The sequence below is a fragment of the Paraburkholderia sp. genome (genome assembly GCF_035656215.1).
In the GTDB taxonomy this organism is placed as follows: Bacteria; Pseudomonadota; Gammaproteobacteria; order Burkholderiales; family Burkholderiaceae; genus Paraburkholderia.
In genome coordinates, this window is record NZ_DASRSY010000135.1 from 1 (window position 1) to 17,304 (window position 17,304).

Consider the following 17,304-nt stretch of genomic DNA (forward strand, 5'->3'; position numbering starts at 1 on the left):
ACCGAGCAATCGAGACGCAAATCCGTGTCTGACATCTTCATGTCGAGCAGCCCGCAGTGATGCGGCGTCTTCTTCGGATTCTTGCTCGGCTCGAAGTGCGTGCAGCTCAGGCACATGCGATGCGGCGGAATCGTGCCTTGCGCTTCCAACTGGTGGATGGTCTTGAGCAACGTGCGATAGAACAACGCCTGTTCTTCGTCGCGCAGCGTGCCGACCGCTTTGGCCAGGAAGTCCGGCCATTGCGCAGCGCGCTTGGCGGCGGTTCGGCCACGCGCCGTCAGACGGACGGCGAGGGCGCGGCCGTCGTCGAGGGCACGGCGTTTTTCGACCAGGCCTTTGGTCTCGAGCGTGCTCACGGCATCGCTGGTAGTCGCGGCGGTCAGGGCCGTTTCACGGGCAATTTCGCCGAGACGCATCGGGCCTTTGCGTTGCATCAGCAAGACCAGGATTTCGCCCTGGGTCGGCGTAAGGCCTGCGCCTTCCGCCCATTCCCAAGCCTGGCTCCGCATGGCCGTGCTCAATCGCAGTAGGCTGTGGGTCACTCGCCCGGATGCCTGTTCTCCGTATACGCCTTCGCTCATAATCTTCGTTTGGTTTATTAAGCTTGCGTGCGATGCCGACGAACCGCTGCCGAACACGCCCGTAGCCTGTGTGGGGTAGCCTCGCCCAAAAGCAGACGAGACGGAATCTACTATCTCAAAAATTTACCGCCCTGCAAGCCAAAGCGGCGAAAACGACATTCTATGCGAGAGCGGCGAATCGTACAGCTAAGTTATCCAACGCAAGCTGTGGATAACCATGGGAAAACACTGGGGATGGCATGTGTGTCGATTCTTGATAAGCAATCTGGCCACCCCCGCCGTACAGAAGTTGTCCTCGTTTCCCGGTGCCAATGCACCTTCGACCAGTCTAGTTATAGTTTACGTAGAACTTTGACTTTGCAGGGAATTATTCAGTTGTCCACAGGCAGATGCAATGCTTGTTAACTACTACTATGTTTGTATACGTAAACTTTAGAAAAACCTAAAGCCCAGCGATCTGGAAATTATTTACGAAAAAAAACCCGCACGAAGCGGGTTTTCCTTACGGTTTGACGTAAGCAATCCTGTATCTGGCTAGGCTCGCCACTGCAGACACTGTTGCCTTACAGCTTCGTGCAAGGACTTTTCCCGCTCGAAGACGCCACGCAACCACGTCGCATCATTGACCTGACCGCGCGCAATCGCACCGATTTCGGCGAGCGCGTTGCCCGAACCCAATGCTTCGGCGTGCGGTGCAATCAGATCCAGTGTTTCGAGGATATCTTCGGAAATCGTCTTGCGTTCGCTCGTTTGCGGATTGATACAGTTGCCGGCCAGACCGAATCGGCATGCCTCGAAACGGTTGAACGTGTAGACGAGGTAATCGTCTTCTTTCGGCGTGATCGGCTTATCGAGCAGGAGATGCCGTGCAAGCGTCTGGATGTAGCAGGCGATCGCCGCGGCACGATCCACCGACATCGGCGTATCCATCACGCGTACTTCGATCGTGCCGAAACCTGGCTTCGGCCGGATGTCCCAGTAAAAATCCTTCATGCTGTTGACCACGCCTGTGTGAACCATCTTCGAGAAATATTCTTCGAAGCTGTCCCACGTCAACACAAACGGCGCGCGGCCCGACAGCGGAAACGCGAACACGGAATTCAGTCGTGCCGAATGAAAACCGGTATCGACACCTTGCACGAACGGCGATGAAGCCGACAAGGCGATGAAATGTGGAATGAAACGCGACATCGAATGCAGCAGATACAGCGCGCTATTCGGATCCGGACAGCCGATGTGCACATGCTGGCCGAACACCGTGAATTGCTTGGCAAGGTAACCGTACAACTCGGAAAGATACTGAAAGCGTGGCGTATCGACGATCTGCCGTTCGCTCCATTGCTGGAACGCGTGCGTGCCGCCACCGCACAAGCCGACGTTCAGGTGGTCGGCTGCGGAAACCAGCGTGTCGCGGATCTTGCGCAAATCGGTGACGGCCTGTTCGTGCGTCGTGCAGATACCGGTCGACAACTCGATCATGCTTTCGGTAATTTCCGGCGTAATGTTGCCGGGAATTTTTTCGTCCTTGATGAGACGCATCAGATCCGAGCCGGCTTTGGTCAGATCATAGTCGTGCGTATTGACGATCTGCATTTCGAGTTCGACACCGAACGTGAACGGTTTCGAATCGATGAAGGGTTCGAGTGACATGGCGTCCCCTGAGTCAGGTCGGCCGGGTATTTGTCACATGCCCGGCCGTTTTTGAAGCGAATAAGTTGGATAAAGCGCGTACAGCGTCGAGAAGCGGTGTGCGCTTACGCTTCGCGCCGTTCACCCACCAGCGCAAGGCTGCGATACACGAGCCACGGCCCGAGAATCTGCAGCACGAAAATCGAGCACATCACGATGGCCCGCAGTTGCGGGTCGAAATTCGGATAGAGGTTGTACGTATCGTCGACGAGCAGGTACGCGAGCGCCGACATGGGTGATAACGACAAACCTAGCGCCATCCCCTGCTTCCAGTTCAAGCCGCTCGGCTTGGCGAAGGCCAACACGCCGACCAGTTTCGCAACCAGACGCGCAACAATCAGACCCAGCGCCGCAACACCGCCGAGCGCGATGTCTTTCCATTCGAACGAAGTCAGCGTCAGCACGAACAGAATCACGGTCAACAACCAGCCGGCGGTGCCGAAATGTTCTGGCCACAACTGCGGACGCGCTTCAAGATTCTTCACGATGATGCCTGCGGCCAGCAACGCAAGAATGGTGGAAAGCTTGAACAGATGCGCCACCGCAATCGCCAGCAGCACGAGGCCGAACAGCGCGACGAACGAATGCTCGTCCTGCATGTTCAGACGGCGATAAAAAAACGTGCACGTACGCGCCAGCAGATAGGCCAGCACGAGCGAGCCGACCAGCAGATACAGCGGCTGCAGAATCGTGGCGTATACGTTGCCGTAAACCTCCTGATGCAACCAGCTCGATACAAGCTTTTCGATCACCACCGCGTACATGCTGTTCAGCGCGGTAAGGGTCAACAAACGTTGGGTGACCTGACCTTCCGCACGCAGCTCGGTTTTGAGCTGGATCACCATCGCTGGCGAAGTCGCCATGGCAATGGCCGCAAGCACTGTCGCCACCATCAGTGGCACTTTCAGGAACAACAAAACCGGCAAAACCAGCGCGAACGTCAGCGTGGCTTCGGCGACGCTCGACAGGATCAGCCAGGGATTGCGGCGAATCCAGCGCAGATCGAGTCGGCTGCCAAGTTCGAATAACAACAAACCGAGCGCCACATCGAGCAACGGCCGTGCAGCGCTTGCGGAATCCGCGTCGATCACGCCCGAACCGGCTGCGCCCGCTATCAGGCCGATGACCGCATACCCGGAAATGCGCGGCAAACGCCATGCGCGATAGCACAGCTCACCGCACAGACCCGCGGCGAGCAATGCGAGACCAGCCCAAAAAATGGCGTCGGGTGTGAGAGGCCAGGCTGGAAAAAATGAAAACGCCGATTTCATCGTGATGGGTTCTCCTTTGCAGCAACGGCAGACGACACGAACCGGCGCAAATACCGGCGAGCGGGTGGGCGCATGAGACGCTCACTGTCGCGATCGTTTCGCGTGACCAGCGTTGCGAGTTTTCAAACGATCGGATGATCTGAATGCGCCGCAGCCGCAGCCACAGAGAGCGCGGCGCATTCCGGGGTGCGGCCGCAGCATCCGGCCCGGCACGGTGAAAGAACGCCCTCGACTTTGAATCAGATTCTGATTGAGCGGCACCGTTCCGTTGCAGCGTGTGCCGCCTGAGGCGAGGCACGACGCGGAAAAGAACGGCGATTGTGCCATAGCTTTTTCAGACTTGACCGAAAAGACAGGAACATGCAGGCAAAACGGTAAAAACGTGCGTTATCTACTAGAGATGAGGAAAAAGCGACCGTTTGAAAAGCGAGTCTGCCGCTCAGAGCGTACAGATTCAACGTTGCAGATGTATTTTCCGGAGCGTCGCCGATGGTGTTTTTCCATCGATTGCCAGCGGTTCTGATCCGACGATCGCGCTCGATCTCGAGAGGGCTCTTCTGTTTACAGGTTTACCGTATGTATACGTAGTAACAGTTAACAAGGTGCCTCGTTTTCTGTGGATAACCTAGATTTACCGAATCAATTCATCGGGTTGCTGCTCGTATAACAGGATGCACAGCGTGTGCGGCAGTGACGGGTATACAAGGGTAACTTTTCGCGATTTTCGACGGCAGCCAAGTTACCCCGTTTACGTCCACAACGGTTCCACATGAGTTGCGCCGGTAAACGGCGCGGTTATCCACAAGTTTCGGTGGATAACTTTTCTCGTCGCAAATGTTCAGTGCGCGTGGTTAACGCACCGTGCCCTGGCGTAACGCGCGCAAGAGGAAGCGAGCAGGATCGATGTCTTCGGCCAATTCCCGTTCGAGCGGCCATGGCTCACCTTCGATCTGCGAGGCGATCAACTCGGCGCCTAACGCCGCCCACACCAGACCGCGAGACCCGTAGGCAAATGCGCTGTACAAACCATCGACGCGCGGCAAATCGAGTGGCCATGCGCCACGCAGACGCTCGGCATCGCGCGTCGAGGCGGCTTCGTCGGCGACGTTGCCGATCATCGGCATGCGGTCGCTCGTGACACAGCGAAACGCAACGCGCCCGGTAAGCGCCGTCGCCCGTGCCGAATCGACGATCCCGTCAAAGGCCGGCAGCATCTGTGCGACACGCTCGAGGTTTTCCAGATGGCCATCCGGTCGCAATGCGGTGTCAGGGTCGTCGAGTTCGTAGGTAGCGCCGGTCAGCGTGACGCCGTCGGCTAGCGGGACAGCGTAGCCTTCGCCAATCACCGGCATCCCAAGCGGAGGTACAGTGCCCGGAGGCAGCAAAGTCAACTGGCCGCGGATGCTGCGGGTCGGCGCGTGCTGCAAACCTGCGATGCGCGCGGCGTCGTGTGCGCTCGCGACAATGACCACTGGCGCGCGCGCAATGACCTGCCCTGCTGCGTCGAAGACGGTCCATTGATTGCCGGATCGCTCAAGGCGCGCCACGTCCACGCCGAAGCGGCGTTCGAGCAGGTCGCCTGCCGCTGCGCACTGCGCGGCGCAAAGCGATGCCGGGTCGATCCAGCCGCCATGCGGAAAAAGCCAGCCGCTTCGCGTGAGTGGCATGCCGGCAAGATCTTGTGCTTCGCTGAGCGATACGGGTGTCACGTATTCAGACGGGTAACCAAACGCCGCGATTGCCTGGCTCATCGAGCGCGCTTCTTCGTCGTCCGCAGCGATTTGCAACAGACCGGGAGCGCCACGCAATGGACGGTGGCCGAGCCGTTCGAGCGCTGCCCAGCGCCTCAGCGTGTAGAGAAATCCCGCACGCGTGACGCGCGAAGCGACGCTGTCGTCGCGCGAGATCATTGGATGGAACACGCCGGCCGGATTGCCCGAGGCGTCCTGCGCCACCGATGCATGGCGCTCCAGTGACGTTACGCGCCAACCTCGCGCGGTCAGGCGCTCGATCACGGCGCAGCCGGCAAGACCGGCGCCGATTACGACGGCGTGCCGCTCGTCGACTTCGAGCGGTGCCAGCGGTTCATAGCGGCGCACGCGCCAGCGCGGCGCGAAGTGGCCGACCAGCATCGCCCGTTTCCAGCCGAAGCCGTCGACCTTGCGATACTCGAAACCACATTGCGTCAACGCGCGTTTGATGTCGCCGGCGCTGGTGTAGGTAGAGAACGTGGCGCCCTCACCGGCCATCCGCGCGAGCGACTTGAAGATCGCCGGCGTCCATATCTCGGGGTTCTTGGCTGGCGCGAAGCCGTCCAGGTAGAACGCATCGGCGCGCAGTCTCAAGTTCGGCAAGGTTTCCCCTGCGTCGCCGAACACGAGCGTCAGGACGATCCGGCCGTCGTCGAACTCCAGCCGATGGGTGCCAGGCACGAGCATCGGCCATGCGCCGGCCAGCGTTTGCGCAAGCGCGGCGATGGCCGGATCGGAAATCGTCGCGGCAAATACGCTTTGCAAATCGGCTTGAGTAAAGGGATGTTTCTCGGTCGAGACGAAGTGCAGTCGCTCGCAGCGCGCCGGATCGTCACGCCAGGCAGCCCAGGTCATCAGGAAGTTGATGCCCATGCCGAAGCCGGTTTCGAGCACAGTGAAAATGCGACGGCCCTGCCATCGGTCCGGCAGCGCATTGCCGCGCAGGAAGACGTATTGAGCCTGCTCGAGACTGCCGACAGCGCTGTGATAGATGTCGTCGTAGAGCGGCGAAAAAGGTGTGCCGTTGTCGCGAAACGCGAGGACGGCGGGGATCAGCGGATCGGTCATGCGCGGCGGAAAATGACGCTCGAAAGAGCGGGTCAGACGTTACCGCCAGCGCGCGCAACTCGCCGGGCGGCGAAAAAGACGCGCTGCAACGTTGGCAAAAACCAACGCTAAGCCCCGTCCATACTGGGTTTGAGCCTCTGATTGAGGCTCGCGAAGCGAAAAAAGAAGGGTTTCCCCTCAATATCGGCCCCGGAACCGCTTAATTTCTTCGAAACCCTTATCCTGATTGGGTTTGCGCTGCGCTATCATAGCAAGCGCCGCGAAGGGAGCGGCAGCACGGCCGACGGGTAGTCAAATCGCCCGGCGCTATTGTCCGGAGGGGATCCGGACCGCAGCTGCTCGACGGTGTGCCCGCGCACGTATAATCGGCGCGTTCGCGCTGTTCGTGTCAACCTAAACTCAGAAAGGAACCTTAATGAACAAACAGGAACTGATCGACGCCGTCGCAGGACAGACCGGCGCCAGCAAGGCTCAAACCGGTGAGACGCTGGACACGTTGCTTGAAGTGATCAAGAAGTCTGTGTCGAAGGGTGACGCGGTCCAGCTGATCGGCTTTGGCAGCTTCGGTTCGGGCAAGCGCGCAGCACGTACGGGTCGTAACCCCAAGACCGGCGAGACTATCAAGATCCCGGCCGCCAAGACCGTCAAGTTCACGGCTGGCAAGGCGTTCAAGGATTCAGTCAACAAGCGCTAAGCAGATTACTGCCTGGCAGTTGACACCCGCCAATGGCGGGTTTTTTTTCGCCTGCGATTCTGTGTTTTAGCCGCAACTGCAACCGCAACCGGCGCCGTGGCCAAACAATCAGCACCGGGGACAAGGGGGCTGCCTAGTCGTGGCGATGCACGATTTCGCCGTGACCATGGCCGTCGTGGTCGTGGTCGTGGTCATGATCATGGCCGTCTTCGTCGAAGTCCCATGCCGGGAACGGATCGGCAAATTGTTGCCACGCTTGCGGTCCCGCCGCGTATTCCGCGTCGGTCACGAGGCACGCGTCGAACTTCGCTTTCCAGACAGCCGGGTCGATGCCGACGCCGATCATCACCAGTTCCTGGCGACGATCGCCGATGCTCAGATCGCCCGGATCGCCATACCAGTCGGCGGCAATTTCAGCGGCCAGCTCGTCATCGCCGTCCGGCCATTCGCTGCGATCCTGAGCGGCCCACCACATCCCCGCCGGACCATGCCGGCAAGCGCCACCCGCCTGCGACAGCGAACCGGCGATGTCGTTACGCGTTGCGAGCCAGAAGAAGCCTTTGCTGCGCAAGACGCCCTTCCACTCCTCATGTAGCAGCGTCCACAGGCGCTCCGGGTGAAACGGCCGCCGCGCGCGGTAAATGAAATTGCCGATGCCGAATTCGTCCGCTTCACCGTGATGAGCATGGCCGTGTTCATGATCGTGCTCGTGATTGAGCGATGCCAGCCAACCCGGTGCGCTCGATGCCTCGTCGAAATCGAAGCGCCCGGTGTTCAGCACTTCGCCAAGCGGCACTTCGCCGAAACGGCTCACCACTTGCACGGCGCGCGGATTGATGCGGGCAAGGATACGCTGCAAACGCGTGAGCTCATCCGCGCTCACCAGATCGGCCTTGTTCACCACCAGTACGTCGCAGAATTCAATCTGCTCGATCAGCAATTCGACCAACGTCCGGTCGTCTTCTTCCGTTGCGGCGATGCCCCGTTCGGAGAGCGCGTCGGCTGAACCGTAGTCCCGCAGGAAGTTGAACGCATCGACCACGGTCACCATCGTATCGAGCTGCGCGACATCGGACAGCGACACGCCGTCGTCGTCGACGAAGGTGAAGGTTTCGGCAATCGGCATCGGCTCGGCCACGCCGGTCGACTCGATCAGGATCGCATCGAAGCGCTTTTCGCCGGCAAGCCGCTTGATCTCGACCAGCAAGTCGTCGCGCAACGTGCAGCAGATGCAGCCATTCGACAGTTCGACGAGCTGTTCTTCGACATGCGAGAGCGCGGCGGCGTCGCGCACGAGCGTTGCATCGATATTGACGGCGGCCAGGTCGTTGACGATTACGGCGACGCGCAAACCGGCGCGATTCGCGAGGATGTGATTCAGGAGCGTGGTCTTGCCGGCGCCCAGAAAACCGGAGAGCACGGTGACTGGCAATAGCGGCTGGTTCATCGCAGTACGGAAAGACAAGAGGATTGGAAGGCGTGCCGGGCTTGGGGTCGCATGACCCTGGGACCAGAAGATGGCCGAACAGCGACGGCAGCACGAAGCCGCATTGTGCATCAAACGGGGAGTGGCCGCGTGACGGGCCGGATCGGAAAGTCTGGGCAGCCACGCTGACAGGCGCTGTCTGGAAGGCCGCACCGGCATGAGCGCCGGCAAAAGTGTCTGGTATCGAACCGACGAAGCCACCCACGAAGATACCGCTCAGTGTGCAGCGGGCATCAGATTCCACTTGCGCAGGATCGCGGCGATCTGCTGCGCGTACTTATCGCGCAGCGCAGGCGTCTCGGAGTGATACGCGCCGACCGCCTGCCAGGTATTGCCATACTTGTTCATCTGGCGCCGCAGATGCCATGCTGCGATATAGACGTTCTTGCAAGGCTCCATCAGCGTGCCTTGCGAGATGCCGTACTGGGCGAGCGTCGGCAGATGAATCGAGTTGATCTGCATAACGCCGTAGTCGGTCGAGCCGTTGGCGTTCTTATGCAGCGCGTCCGGCCGATTGTGTGATTCCTGCCACGCAATAGCGCGCAGAATCAAGGGGTTGACCTTCTGATACCCCGCAGCCGCGTCAAAGCAATCGGCGCGCGCGGACCCTGCTGCGATCAGCACGGCAAGTCCTGCGGCGACGGTGACGAAGGTTCGTTTCATCAGTCAAGATGACTAAACAAATCGCAAGAGTAAGGTTCGGTAAGGCAATGCATCGGCCATACTTCAGCCGCTAGAAGCCGCCGAGGCTCACTGGCCGGGCCTTCGTCGGACATCGGGGAAAACCCGTGTCGACAAGTCGCAACCAGTACCTCGAACGGCTCGTATCATACCGGCAGACTGAGACGCGTCAAGTTGGCTAACCGACATAATCAGGCGTAAAACCAAGGACTTCTGCGGTTTGGCGCACGGAAGCCATTTGCTTTCAATTGCTTGACGGTTCGAGACGGTCTTTAGAGTAATCGTACGGAGCCGTTGTTTTGTGACAAATCCGACATGAAAAACTGTTACTGTTCATTTTTTTCGGACATTGGATGTCCGGCATCCGGGCCGCTGATTGCCTGTGGCGCCGGCTGGCAGACCGATAGGGCGGCGGCCTGCTCAAATGTTCGCACTGCATGACCGTCGACGGCTACGGCCGTTGGCATCGATCCCACATTCCATGAGAAGAAATCGTATGGCATTGCGTCGCGTCGCAACGGCGCTGCTGGTGGCTGGATTGATCACCGCGCAGACAGCACAGGCACAGGTGACACTCAACTTCGTGAACGCCGATATCGACCAGGTGGCCAAGGCGATTGGCGCGGCGACCGGCAAAACGATCATCGTCGATCCGCGAGTGAAGGGTCAGCTGAACCTCGTTTCGGAAAATGCGGTGCCCGAAGACCAGGCGCTCAAGACCTTGCAATCCGCTTTGCGGATGCAGGGCTTCGCGTTGGTTCAGGACCACGGCGTGCTGAAGGTCGTGCCCGAGGCCGACGCCAAGCTGCAAGGTGTACCGACCTACGTCGGCAATACGCCGGTGGCACGAGGCGACCAGGTGGTCACGCAGGTGTTCGTGCTGAAGAACGAATCGGCCAACAACCTGTTGCCGGTGTTGCGTCCGTTGATCTCGCCGAACAATACCGTGGCGGCCTACCCGGCCAACAACACGATTGTCGTGACGGATTACGCCGACAACGTGCGGCGTATCGCGCAAATTATCGCGGGTGTCGATACGGCCGCGGGCCAGTCGGTGTCGGTCGTGCAATTGAGGAACGCCAACTCGATCGACATTGCCACGCAGTTGACCAAGATGCTCGACCCTGGCGCGATCGGCAGCACCGACGCGACGCTGAAGGTGTCGATCACCGCGGACCCGCGCACCAACTCCTTGCTGATCCGCGCGTCGAACGGCGGGCGTCTCGCGGCGGCGAAGCAGCTGGCGAAGGAACTCGATACACCGACCACCATGCCTGGCAACATGCACGTCGTGGCGCTGCGCAACGCGGACGCGACGAAGCTCGCGAAGACCTTGCGCGGGATGCTCGGCAAAGGCGGCGACAGCGGCTCGTCGGGCGGCTCGAACGAAGCGAACTCGTTCAACCAGAACGGCGGTGGCGGGTTGGGCGGCGGCAATTCGACAGGTACGTCGGGCACGCCGCCGCTGCCGTCGGGCGGACTCAACAGCAGCTCGTCGGCGTCACCGATGGGCGGTAGCGGCGGGGGATACGGCTCGAACGGCGGTGCCGGTTCCAGCGGCCTGCTAGGCGGCGACAAGGAGAAGAGCGACGACAATCAGCCGGGCGGCATGATCCAGGCGGACTCTGCGACCAACTCGCTGATCATTACGGCGGCCGAGCCGGTGTACCGCAACCTGCGGGCGGTGATCGACCAGCTCGACGCGCGGCGCGCGCAGGTCTATATCGAGGCGCTGATCGTCGAGTTGAACTCGAACACGAATGCCAATCTCGGCATTCAATGGCAGGTCGCGAACAATTCGCTGTATGCCGGCACCAACCTGTCGACCGGCAATAGCAATAGCATCATCAATCTGACGGCCGCCGCCGCCGCAGGCGCGGCCACCGGCGGTCTCGCCGGGGCGCTCGGAAACGCGAACGGCGGGCTCCAGCAGGGGCTCAACATCGGCTGGATTCACAACATTTTCGGTGTGCAGGGGCTCGGTGCGCTGCTGCAGGCGTTGTCGCAAACCGCCGACGCGAACGTGTTGTCGACGCCTAACCTCATCACGCTCGACAATGAGGAAGCCAAGATCGTCGTCGGTACGAACGTGCCGATCCAGACGGGTTCGTATTCGAACCTCACGAGTGCCACCGCGACCTCGGCATTCAATACTTACGATCGCGTCGACGTCGGTCTGACGCTGCACGTCAAGCCGCAGATCACCGACGGCGGGATTCTCAAGCTGCAGCTCTACACGGAAGACTCGGCGATCGTGAACGGCACGACCAACGCGACGACCAACCCGGCCGGCCCCGAGTTCACTAAGCGTTCGATCCAGTCGACGGTGCTGGCCGATAACGGCGAGATCATCGTGCTGGGTGGCCTGATGCAGGACAACTACCAGGTCAGCAACAGCAAGGTGCCGCTGCTGGGCGATATCCCCTGGATCGGCCAGCTGTTCCGCTCGGAACAGAAGACCCGCAACAAGACTAACCTGATGGTGTTCCTGCGCCCCGTGATCATCACCGACCGCGCTACCGCGCAGGCCGTGACGTCGAACCGCTACGATTACATCCAGGGCGTACAGGGTGCATACAAGTCGGACAACAACCTGATCAAGGACAAGGACGATCCGGTGGTGCCGCCGATGCCGATCGGCCCGAGCCAGGGCGGCTCGCCGGCGATGAACCTGTTCGATCTCGACAAGATGCGACGTCAGCAGATAACACCGCCGCCAGATTCGGCTCCGGCGCCAGTCACGAATGGCGGGGCTGTGACGACGAATCCGGTCATGAACAATGGCGGAACCGTGCAGCAGATGTACCCCGCCACGAATGGCGCCGCTGTGCAGACGAACCCGGTAACGGTGACGCCTTCCACCGCTTCGCCCGGAGTGCAGCCGTGAGCACGCCGTCCACGCCGCCGTCAGCTTCCGCGTCACCGACATCGGCGCGAGCCGGTGCACCGACGCAAGCAGCGGCACAAGCCTCGGCGATTCCGCCTGCGGTCGTGGCGGAGCATGCCGAACGCATCGCACCGTCAGGGGTCGCCGCGCGCCTCGTGCCCTACGGCTTTGCCCGCAGTGGCCAGATTCTGGTCGCGCATCAGCACGCCGACAGCCTCGAAATCTGGATCAGCGAGCGCACCAGTGACGCAGCGCTTGCCGAAGTCGCGCGTAACTTTGGCGCGTTGTCCATTGTGCGTGTGCCGGCTGACGAACTTGCCCAGGCGATCAATCAGGCCTACGCGCGCCAGGACGGCAGCGCGGCGCAGGTGGTCGGCGAAGTGGAAGGCGAAGTCGATCTGTCGCGTTTGATGCAGGACATTCCCGAGGTCGAGGATCTGCTCGAGTCGGAAGACGACGCGCCGATCATCCGCATGATCAACGCGCTGCTCACGCAAGCCGCACGCGAACAGGCTTCGGATATTCATATCGAGCCGTTCGAGACTTCGTCGGTGGTGCGCTTTCGCGTCGACGGCACGTTGCGCGATGTCGTGCGGCCGAAGAAAGCGTTGCACGGCGCCTTGATCTCGCGGATCAAGATCATGGCTCAGCTTGATATCGCCGAGAAGCGTCTGCCACAGGACGGCCGTATCACGCTGCGCGTCGGCGGACGTCCGGTCGATGTGCGCGTCTCGACGCTGCCCACCGGTCACGGCGAACGCGCGGTGCTGCGTCTGCTGGAAAAGGATGCGTCACGACTGAATCTCGAAGCCCTCGGCATGGCGCCGGATACGCTCGTCAAGTTCGACAAGCTGATCGGCAAGCCGCACGGCATCGTGCTAGTCACGGGCCCGACCGGTTCGGGTAAAACGACCACGCTGTATGCGTCGATGTCGCGGCTTGAGACCGCGACCACTAACATCATGACGGTCGAAGACCCGATCGAATACGACCTGTCCGGCATCGGCCAGACACAGGTCAACGAGCGGATCGGCATGACCTTCGCGCGGGCGCTGCGTTCGATTCTGCGGCAGGACCCGGACATCATCATGATCGGTGAAATCCGCGATCTGGAAACCGCGCAGATCGCAGTGCAGGCATCGCTGACAGGTCACCTGGTTTTGGCGACGCTGCACACGAACGACGCGGCATCCGCCGTGACGCGTTTGACCGACATGGGCGTCGAACCGTATCTGCTGGCGTCGTCGCTGCTCGGTGTGCTGGCACAGCGGCTGGTGCGGCGCTTGTGTTCGGTGTGCCGCGAAGAACGCGTCGAAGAGGATGGCAGTGTACGCTGGCATCCGGTCGGCTGCGACAAGTGCGGGCAGTCCGGCTATGCAGGCCGGCGCGGCGTCTACGAACTGCTTCTGATCGACGACGAAATCCGCACGCTGGTTCACCGCAACGCAGCGGACGCCGAGATTCTCACCGCCGGCCGCGCGCAAGGTATGCGCACGCTGCGCGAGGATGCGGACCGCTGGCTTGCTTCCGGGCTGACGTCGCTCGAAGAAGTGATCCGCGTGACGGGCGGAGCATAAGCGCATGCCGGCATTTCGTTTCGAAGCGATCGATGCGGCGGGCAAAGCGCAAAAAGGCGTGCTCGACGCAGACAGCGCGCGCGGCGCGCGGACCAATCTGCGTTCGCAAGGACTGACGCCACTCGTCGTCGAACCGGCTGCGACACGCACACGTGGCGAGCGCAATCAGCGCCTGTCGCTGGGGCGGCGTTTGTCGCAGCGCGAGCAGGCAATTCTCACGCGTCAACTGGCCAGTCTGCTGATCGCCGGTTTGCCGCTCGACGAAGCGCTCTCGGTGCTGACCGAACAATCGGAACGCGACTACATCCGCGAGCTGATGGCGTCGATTCGCGCTGAAGTTCTCGGCGGCCATTCGCTCGCGAATGCGCTGACGCAGCATCCTAAAGACTTCCCCGAGATCTATCGGGCGCTGGTCGCCGCCGGTGAACATACCGGCAAACTCGGTCTCGTGCTCTCGCGTCTGGCCGACTACATCGAGCAACGCAACGCGCTCAAGCAGAAGATCGTGCTCGCGTTCACGTACCCGGCGATCGTGACCCTCATCGCCTTCGGCATCGTCACGTTTCTGCTGAGCTACGTGGTGCCGCAAGTGGTGAACGTGTTCGCCAGCACCAAACAGCAACTACCGATTCTCACCATCATGATGATGGCGCTGTCCGGTTTCGTGCGGCACTGGTGGTGGGCGATGCTGATCGGCGTGGTCGTACTGGTGTATCTGGTGCGCTCGATCCTGAAGCAGCCCGGTCCGCGCCTCGCCTTCGACCGGTGGCTGTTGACCGCCCCGCTGCTCGGCAAACTCGTGCGCGGCTACAACACAGTGCGCTTTGCCAGCACGCTCGGCATTCTGACGGCAGCGGGCGTGCCGATTCTGCGCGCGCTGCAAGCCGCCGCCGAAACGCTCAGCAACAACGCCATGCGCGAGAACATTGACGATGCGATCGTGCGGGTGCGCGAAGGCACATCCCTGTCGCGCGCGCTCGGCAATACGAAGACGTTTCCGCCGGTACTGATTCACCTGATCCGTTCGGGCGAAGCGACCGGCGACGTGACCACCATGCTCGACCGCGCGGCCGATGGTGAAGCACGCGAGCTGGAGCGTCGCACGATGTTCCTGACGAGCCTGCTCGAGCCGTTGCTGATTCTGGCGATGGGGGGCGTGGTGCTCGTGATCGTGCTGGCGGTGATGTTGCCGATCATCGAGTTGAACAACCTGGTGCAGTGACCGGAGAGAGGTTGAAGTTGCGCGGCCGCTTCGGCTATGTCGGCAGCTATGCCGACGGCTTACTTAGGTGGCGAGTGCGGCGCCCGCGCAATCAGCTGAAGCAATCCAATGCGGGATGCTTCAGCGCACGTAGATCGTAGGACCTGCGGAATTAGCCGGCAGGAACACTTCGGAATGCGCGCCGTTGCGGTCGATGATGATCGAGCGGGGGCGGACTTCGGAGAGTTTGGCGCCTTGCATGAGCGTGCTGCCGAGCGACACCGCATGCGGTGGCTCGCCGCCGACGCTGACGATGGCTGCGGCGCCTTCACGCAAAGCGAGGATGCCGAACAGATGCACGTCCTGGTTAGCGCTGCGGGTGAGTTGGCCGCCGAACAGCGTGGCGGCCTGGTCGGTCGAGACCTGCGCATGCGCGGCGGCCGCCGGCAACGGTGCCCCCGACGTCGTGGAGATCGTGATGACCCAGTAGGTCAGCGTCGCGCAAAACACGGCGAACAGCCCGAGCGACAGAAGGCGGATTTGGATGGCGTTCATGTGCATATTGTACGGACTATTGTGAAAATTGCGTTGGGGGAAAGTGCCCTAACCTGGCGCTTCGCGCCAGGCCCGGCGTTTTCTCGCAACCCTTCAACACCATGACATTAAAATGACTGGCCGGGCGTGTTCAATGGCACCCTGATTGCCTGACACGCGAATCCCGCCCGATCGAAAATTTCACCTGAAAAGAGGTAGCACGCTATGCAACTGTCGACCACTCGCCGTACTGAAATCGCGGGTCCGCGCAGCCGTCGTCAACGCGGTTTCACGCTGATCGAAATCATGGTCGTGATCGCGATTCTGGGCATTCTGGCCGCATTGATCGTGCCGAAAATCATGAGCCGTCCGGACGAAGCGCGGCGCGTGGCTGCCAAGCAGGACATCGGCACGGTGATGCAGGCACTGAAACTCTACCGTCTCGACAACGGCCGTTATCCGACTCAGGAGCAAGGCCTGCGCGCGCTGGTCGAAAAGCCGAGCACGGACCCGGTGCCGAACAACTGGAAGGACGGCGGCTACCTCGAACGTCTGCCGAACGATCCGTGGGGCAATAGCTATCGGTATCTGAACCCGGGCGTGCATGGCGAAATCGACGTGTTCAGCTATGGCGCGGACGGTAAAGCGGGCGGCGAAGGCAACGACGCCGACGTAGGTTCGTGGCAGTAGTCGGGTAGTTCAGTAGCTCAGTAAGCGCCGTTGATTTTCAGGCGCGCCGGATCGCCCTGCTCTTTTGGCGATCCACCGCGCGTCTTATCGACTCATTGTTTTTCTGATCTTTAGTTGATCGTTTGTGACCGGCACTATGCGACTGTCCGCTTGCAAGTCCCGCGTGGACACTCCATGTACGGCGTCGCTGCCGGGCATGGTGTGCGTCGGCGCGCGTGTGCGTGGCTCGCGTGGCTCACCTGGTTTACGCGCTGGTGGCCCGAAGCGTGCCGCGGGTTTCACACTGCTCGAAATGATGGTGGTGCTGGTGATCGCGGGCATTCTGGTATCGCTGACCGCGTTGACGATGACTCGCAATCCGCGCACCGATCTGAACGAAGAAGCGCAACGTCTCGCGCTGCTGTTCGAGTCGGCCGGCGACGAAGCGCAGGTGCGCGCACGGCCGATCGCCTGGCAACCGCTCGACGGCGGCTTCCGCTTCGATCAGCGTACCGAAGACGGGTGGCGTCCGCTGCGTGACGATCTGCTTGGGCCGCGCAACTGGGAAGGTGGCGTGACCGGCGTCACGATCAATTACCCCGGGTCGGATTCGCACCCGAGCCGTGTCGTGTTCGGCACCGAAGCGATCGACGTGCCGGTGCAGATCACGTTATTTTCGGCGGCGGGCCGCGCGACGATCGTCGGCACCGGCAATGGCCGCTATGAGGTGCACTGAGATGCGTCGTTGCAGGGACACGGGCGCGCGCGTATCGCAGCGCGGTTTTACGATGATCGAAGTACTGGTGGCGCTGGCGATCATCGCGATTGCGTTGGCGGCATCGTTGCGCGCGGTGGGGAGTCTGGCGAATGGCGAAGCCGATTTGCATCGTCGTCTGCTCGCGGGATGGAGCGCGGACAATACGCTGGCGCAATTGCATTTGACGCATGGCTGGCCGAACGTCGGCTCGACGAGTTTCGACTGTTCGCAGGGCAATTTGCAGTTGATCTGTACCGAGCATGTGACGGCGACGCCGAATCCGGTGTTTCGTCGAGTGGAAGTGATGGTGACGATGCCTGGGCGTTCCGGCAATCTTGCCCAGATGGTTACGGTGGTCGCGAATGAAAACAACCGTTCGCTCTAAGCGACCTAGCCGATCGGGCACGCGTGGTTTCACGCTGATTGAGTTGCTGGTCGCGATCGCGATCATGGCGGTG

15 protein-coding genes are annotated in these 17,304 nt (G+C 61.1%); 8 read left to right on the forward strand and 7 right to left on the reverse strand.

Features of this window, described 5'->3' with window-relative positions:
- The 4 genes from VFE81_RS07820 to mnmC form a co-directional block, all read right to left on the reverse strand.
- Positions 1-581 (reverse strand): MarR family winged helix-turn-helix transcriptional regulator (locus VFE81_RS07820; RefSeq protein WP_325044050.1); only part of this gene is annotated, 581 nt, incomplete at its 3' end.
- 534 nt (positions 582-1,115) lie between these two features.
- Positions 1,116-2,231, reverse strand: coding sequence for a YbdK family carboxylate-amine ligase (locus tag VFE81_RS07825; RefSeq protein ID WP_325044051.1), 1,116 nt, complete (start codon positions 2,229-2,231; stop codon positions 1,116-1,118).
- Positions 2,232-2,335: 104 nt separating this feature from the next.
- Positions 2,336-3,541 carry a cation:proton antiporter gene (locus VFE81_RS07830; RefSeq protein WP_325044052.1) on the reverse strand — a complete coding sequence of 402 codons (1,206 nt, stop codon included), beginning with the start codon at positions 3,539-3,541 and terminating at the stop codon, positions 2,336-2,338.
- A gap of 851 nt (positions 3,542-4,392) precedes the next feature.
- On the reverse strand, positions 4,393-6,360 hold the full coding sequence (mnmC, locus tag VFE81_RS07835) for a bifunctional tRNA (5-methylaminomethyl-2-thiouridine)(34)-methyltransferase MnmD/FAD-dependent 5-carboxymethylaminomethyl-2-thiouridine(34) oxidoreductase MnmC (protein WP_325044053.1): 1,968 nt from the start codon (positions 6,358-6,360) through the stop codon (positions 4,393-4,395).
- Between the two features lie 415 nt (positions 6,361-6,775).
- Between mnmC and VFE81_RS07840 the strand changes: the two genes are divergently transcribed.
- Positions 6,776-7,054, forward strand: coding sequence for an HU family DNA-binding protein (locus VFE81_RS07840; protein ID WP_144111373.1), 279 nt, complete (start codon positions 6,776-6,778; stop codon positions 7,052-7,054).
- A gap of 133 nt (positions 7,055-7,187) precedes the next feature.
- Here the strand turns inward: VFE81_RS07840 and VFE81_RS07845 are convergent, their stop codons facing one another.
- Positions 7,188-8,501, reverse strand: a complete 1,314-nt coding sequence (locus tag VFE81_RS07845) for a GTP-binding protein (RefSeq protein WP_325044054.1) — start codon at positions 8,499-8,501, stop codon at positions 7,188-7,190.
- A gap of 255 nt (positions 8,502-8,756) precedes the next feature.
- Positions 8,757-9,203, reverse strand: a complete 447-nt coding sequence (locus VFE81_RS07850; RefSeq protein WP_325044055.1) for a lytic transglycosylase domain-containing protein — start codon at positions 9,201-9,203, stop codon at positions 8,757-8,759.
- A gap of 514 nt (positions 9,204-9,717) precedes the next feature.
- Between VFE81_RS07850 and gspD the strand changes: the two genes are divergently transcribed.
- The 3 genes from gspD to gspF are packed head-to-tail and all read left to right on the forward strand — an operon-like array spanning position 9,718 to position 14,907.
- The gene (gene gspD / locus VFE81_RS07855) at positions 9,718-12,108 is read left to right on the forward strand and encodes a type II secretion system secretin GspD (protein WP_325044056.1); all 2,391 of its coding nucleotides are present in this window, start codon (positions 9,718-9,720) and stop codon (positions 12,106-12,108) included.
- A complete protein-coding gene (gspE, locus tag VFE81_RS07860; protein ID WP_325044057.1) occupies positions 12,105-13,685 on the forward strand; it encodes a type II secretion system ATPase GspE in 1,581 nt (526 codons plus the stop codon). The genes gspD and gspE overlap by 4 nt, the downstream gene beginning before the upstream one ends.
- 4 nt (positions 13,686-13,689) lie before the next feature.
- Positions 13,690-14,907 carry a type II secretion system inner membrane protein GspF gene (gspF, locus tag VFE81_RS07865; RefSeq protein WP_325044058.1) on the forward strand — a complete coding sequence of 406 codons (1,218 nt, stop codon included), beginning with the start codon at positions 13,690-13,692 and terminating at the stop codon, positions 14,905-14,907.
- A 120-nt stretch (positions 14,908-15,027) separates the two neighbouring features.
- Here the strand turns inward: gspF and VFE81_RS07870 are convergent, their stop codons facing one another.
- Positions 15,028-15,441: a type II secretion system protein N gene (locus tag VFE81_RS07870; protein ID WP_325044059.1), complete on the reverse strand. Its 414-nt coding sequence runs from the start codon at positions 15,439-15,441 to the stop codon at positions 15,028-15,030.
- 204 nt (positions 15,442-15,645) lie between these two features.
- Between VFE81_RS07870 and gspG the strand changes: the two genes are divergently transcribed.
- The 4 genes from gspG to VFE81_RS07890 all read left to right on the forward strand — a co-directional run.
- On the forward strand, positions 15,646-16,110 hold the full coding sequence (gene gspG / locus VFE81_RS07875; protein ID WP_325044060.1) for a type II secretion system major pseudopilin GspG: 465 nt from the start codon (positions 15,646-15,648) through the stop codon (positions 16,108-16,110).
- 136 nt (positions 16,111-16,246) lie between these two features.
- Positions 16,247-16,825, forward strand: coding sequence for a GspH/FimT family pseudopilin (locus VFE81_RS07880; RefSeq protein ID WP_325044061.1), 579 nt, complete (start codon positions 16,247-16,249; stop codon positions 16,823-16,825).
- Between the two features lies 1 nt (position 16,826).
- A complete protein-coding gene (gene gspI / locus VFE81_RS07885) occupies positions 16,827-17,231 on the forward strand; it encodes a type II secretion system minor pseudopilin GspI (RefSeq protein ID WP_325044062.1) in 405 nt (134 codons plus the stop codon).
- Positions 17,209-17,304, forward strand: a 96-nt coding sequence (locus VFE81_RS07890; RefSeq protein ID WP_325044063.1) for a prepilin-type N-terminal cleavage/methylation domain-containing protein, incomplete at its 3' end; no start/stop codon positions are given. The genes gspI and VFE81_RS07890, both read left to right, overlap by 23 nt.

What these genes read in the sequence shown, in the direction of transcription:
- VFE81_RS07830 (WP_325044052.1), bottom strand. Translation starts at nt 3,541, where the DNA reads ATGAAATCGGCGTTTTCATTTTTTCCAGCCTGGCCTCTCACACCCGAC.
- gspI (WP_325044062.1), top strand. Translation starts at nt 16,827, where the DNA reads ATGCGTCGTTGCAGGGACACGGGCGCGCGCGTATCGCAGCGCGGTTTT.
- VFE81_RS07870 (WP_325044059.1), bottom strand. Translation starts at nt 15,441, where the DNA reads ATGAACGCCATCCAAATCCGCCTTCTGTCGCTCGGGCTGTTCGCCGTG.
- VFE81_RS07850 (WP_325044055.1), bottom strand. Translation starts at nt 9,203, where the DNA reads ATGAAACGAACCTTCGTCACCGTCGCCGCAGGACTTGCCGTGCTGATC.
- mnmC (WP_325044053.1), bottom strand. Translation starts at nt 6,360, where the DNA reads ATGACCGATCCGCTGATCCCCGCCGTCCTCGCGTTTCGCGACAACGGC.
- gspF (WP_325044058.1), top strand. Translation starts at nt 13,690, where the DNA reads ATGCCGGCATTTCGTTTCGAAGCGATCGATGCGGCGGGCAAAGCGCAA.
- VFE81_RS07880 (WP_325044061.1), top strand. Translation starts at nt 16,247, where the DNA reads ATGCGACTGTCCGCTTGCAAGTCCCGCGTGGACACTCCATGTACGGCG.
- VFE81_RS07825 (WP_325044051.1), bottom strand. Translation starts at nt 2,231, where the DNA reads ATGTCACTCGAACCCTTCATCGATTCGAAACCGTTCACGTTCGGTGTC.
- VFE81_RS07840 (WP_144111373.1), top strand. Translation starts at nt 6,776, where the DNA reads ATGAACAAACAGGAACTGATCGACGCCGTCGCAGGACAGACCGGCGCC.
- gspG (WP_325044060.1), top strand. Translation starts at nt 15,646, where the DNA reads ATGCAACTGTCGACCACTCGCCGTACTGAAATCGCGGGTCCGCGCAGC.
- gspD (WP_325044056.1), top strand. Translation starts at nt 9,718, where the DNA reads ATGGCATTGCGTCGCGTCGCAACGGCGCTGCTGGTGGCTGGATTGATC.
- VFE81_RS07845 (WP_325044054.1), bottom strand. Translation starts at nt 8,501, where the DNA reads ATGAACCAGCCGCTATTGCCAGTCACCGTGCTCTCCGGTTTTCTGGGC.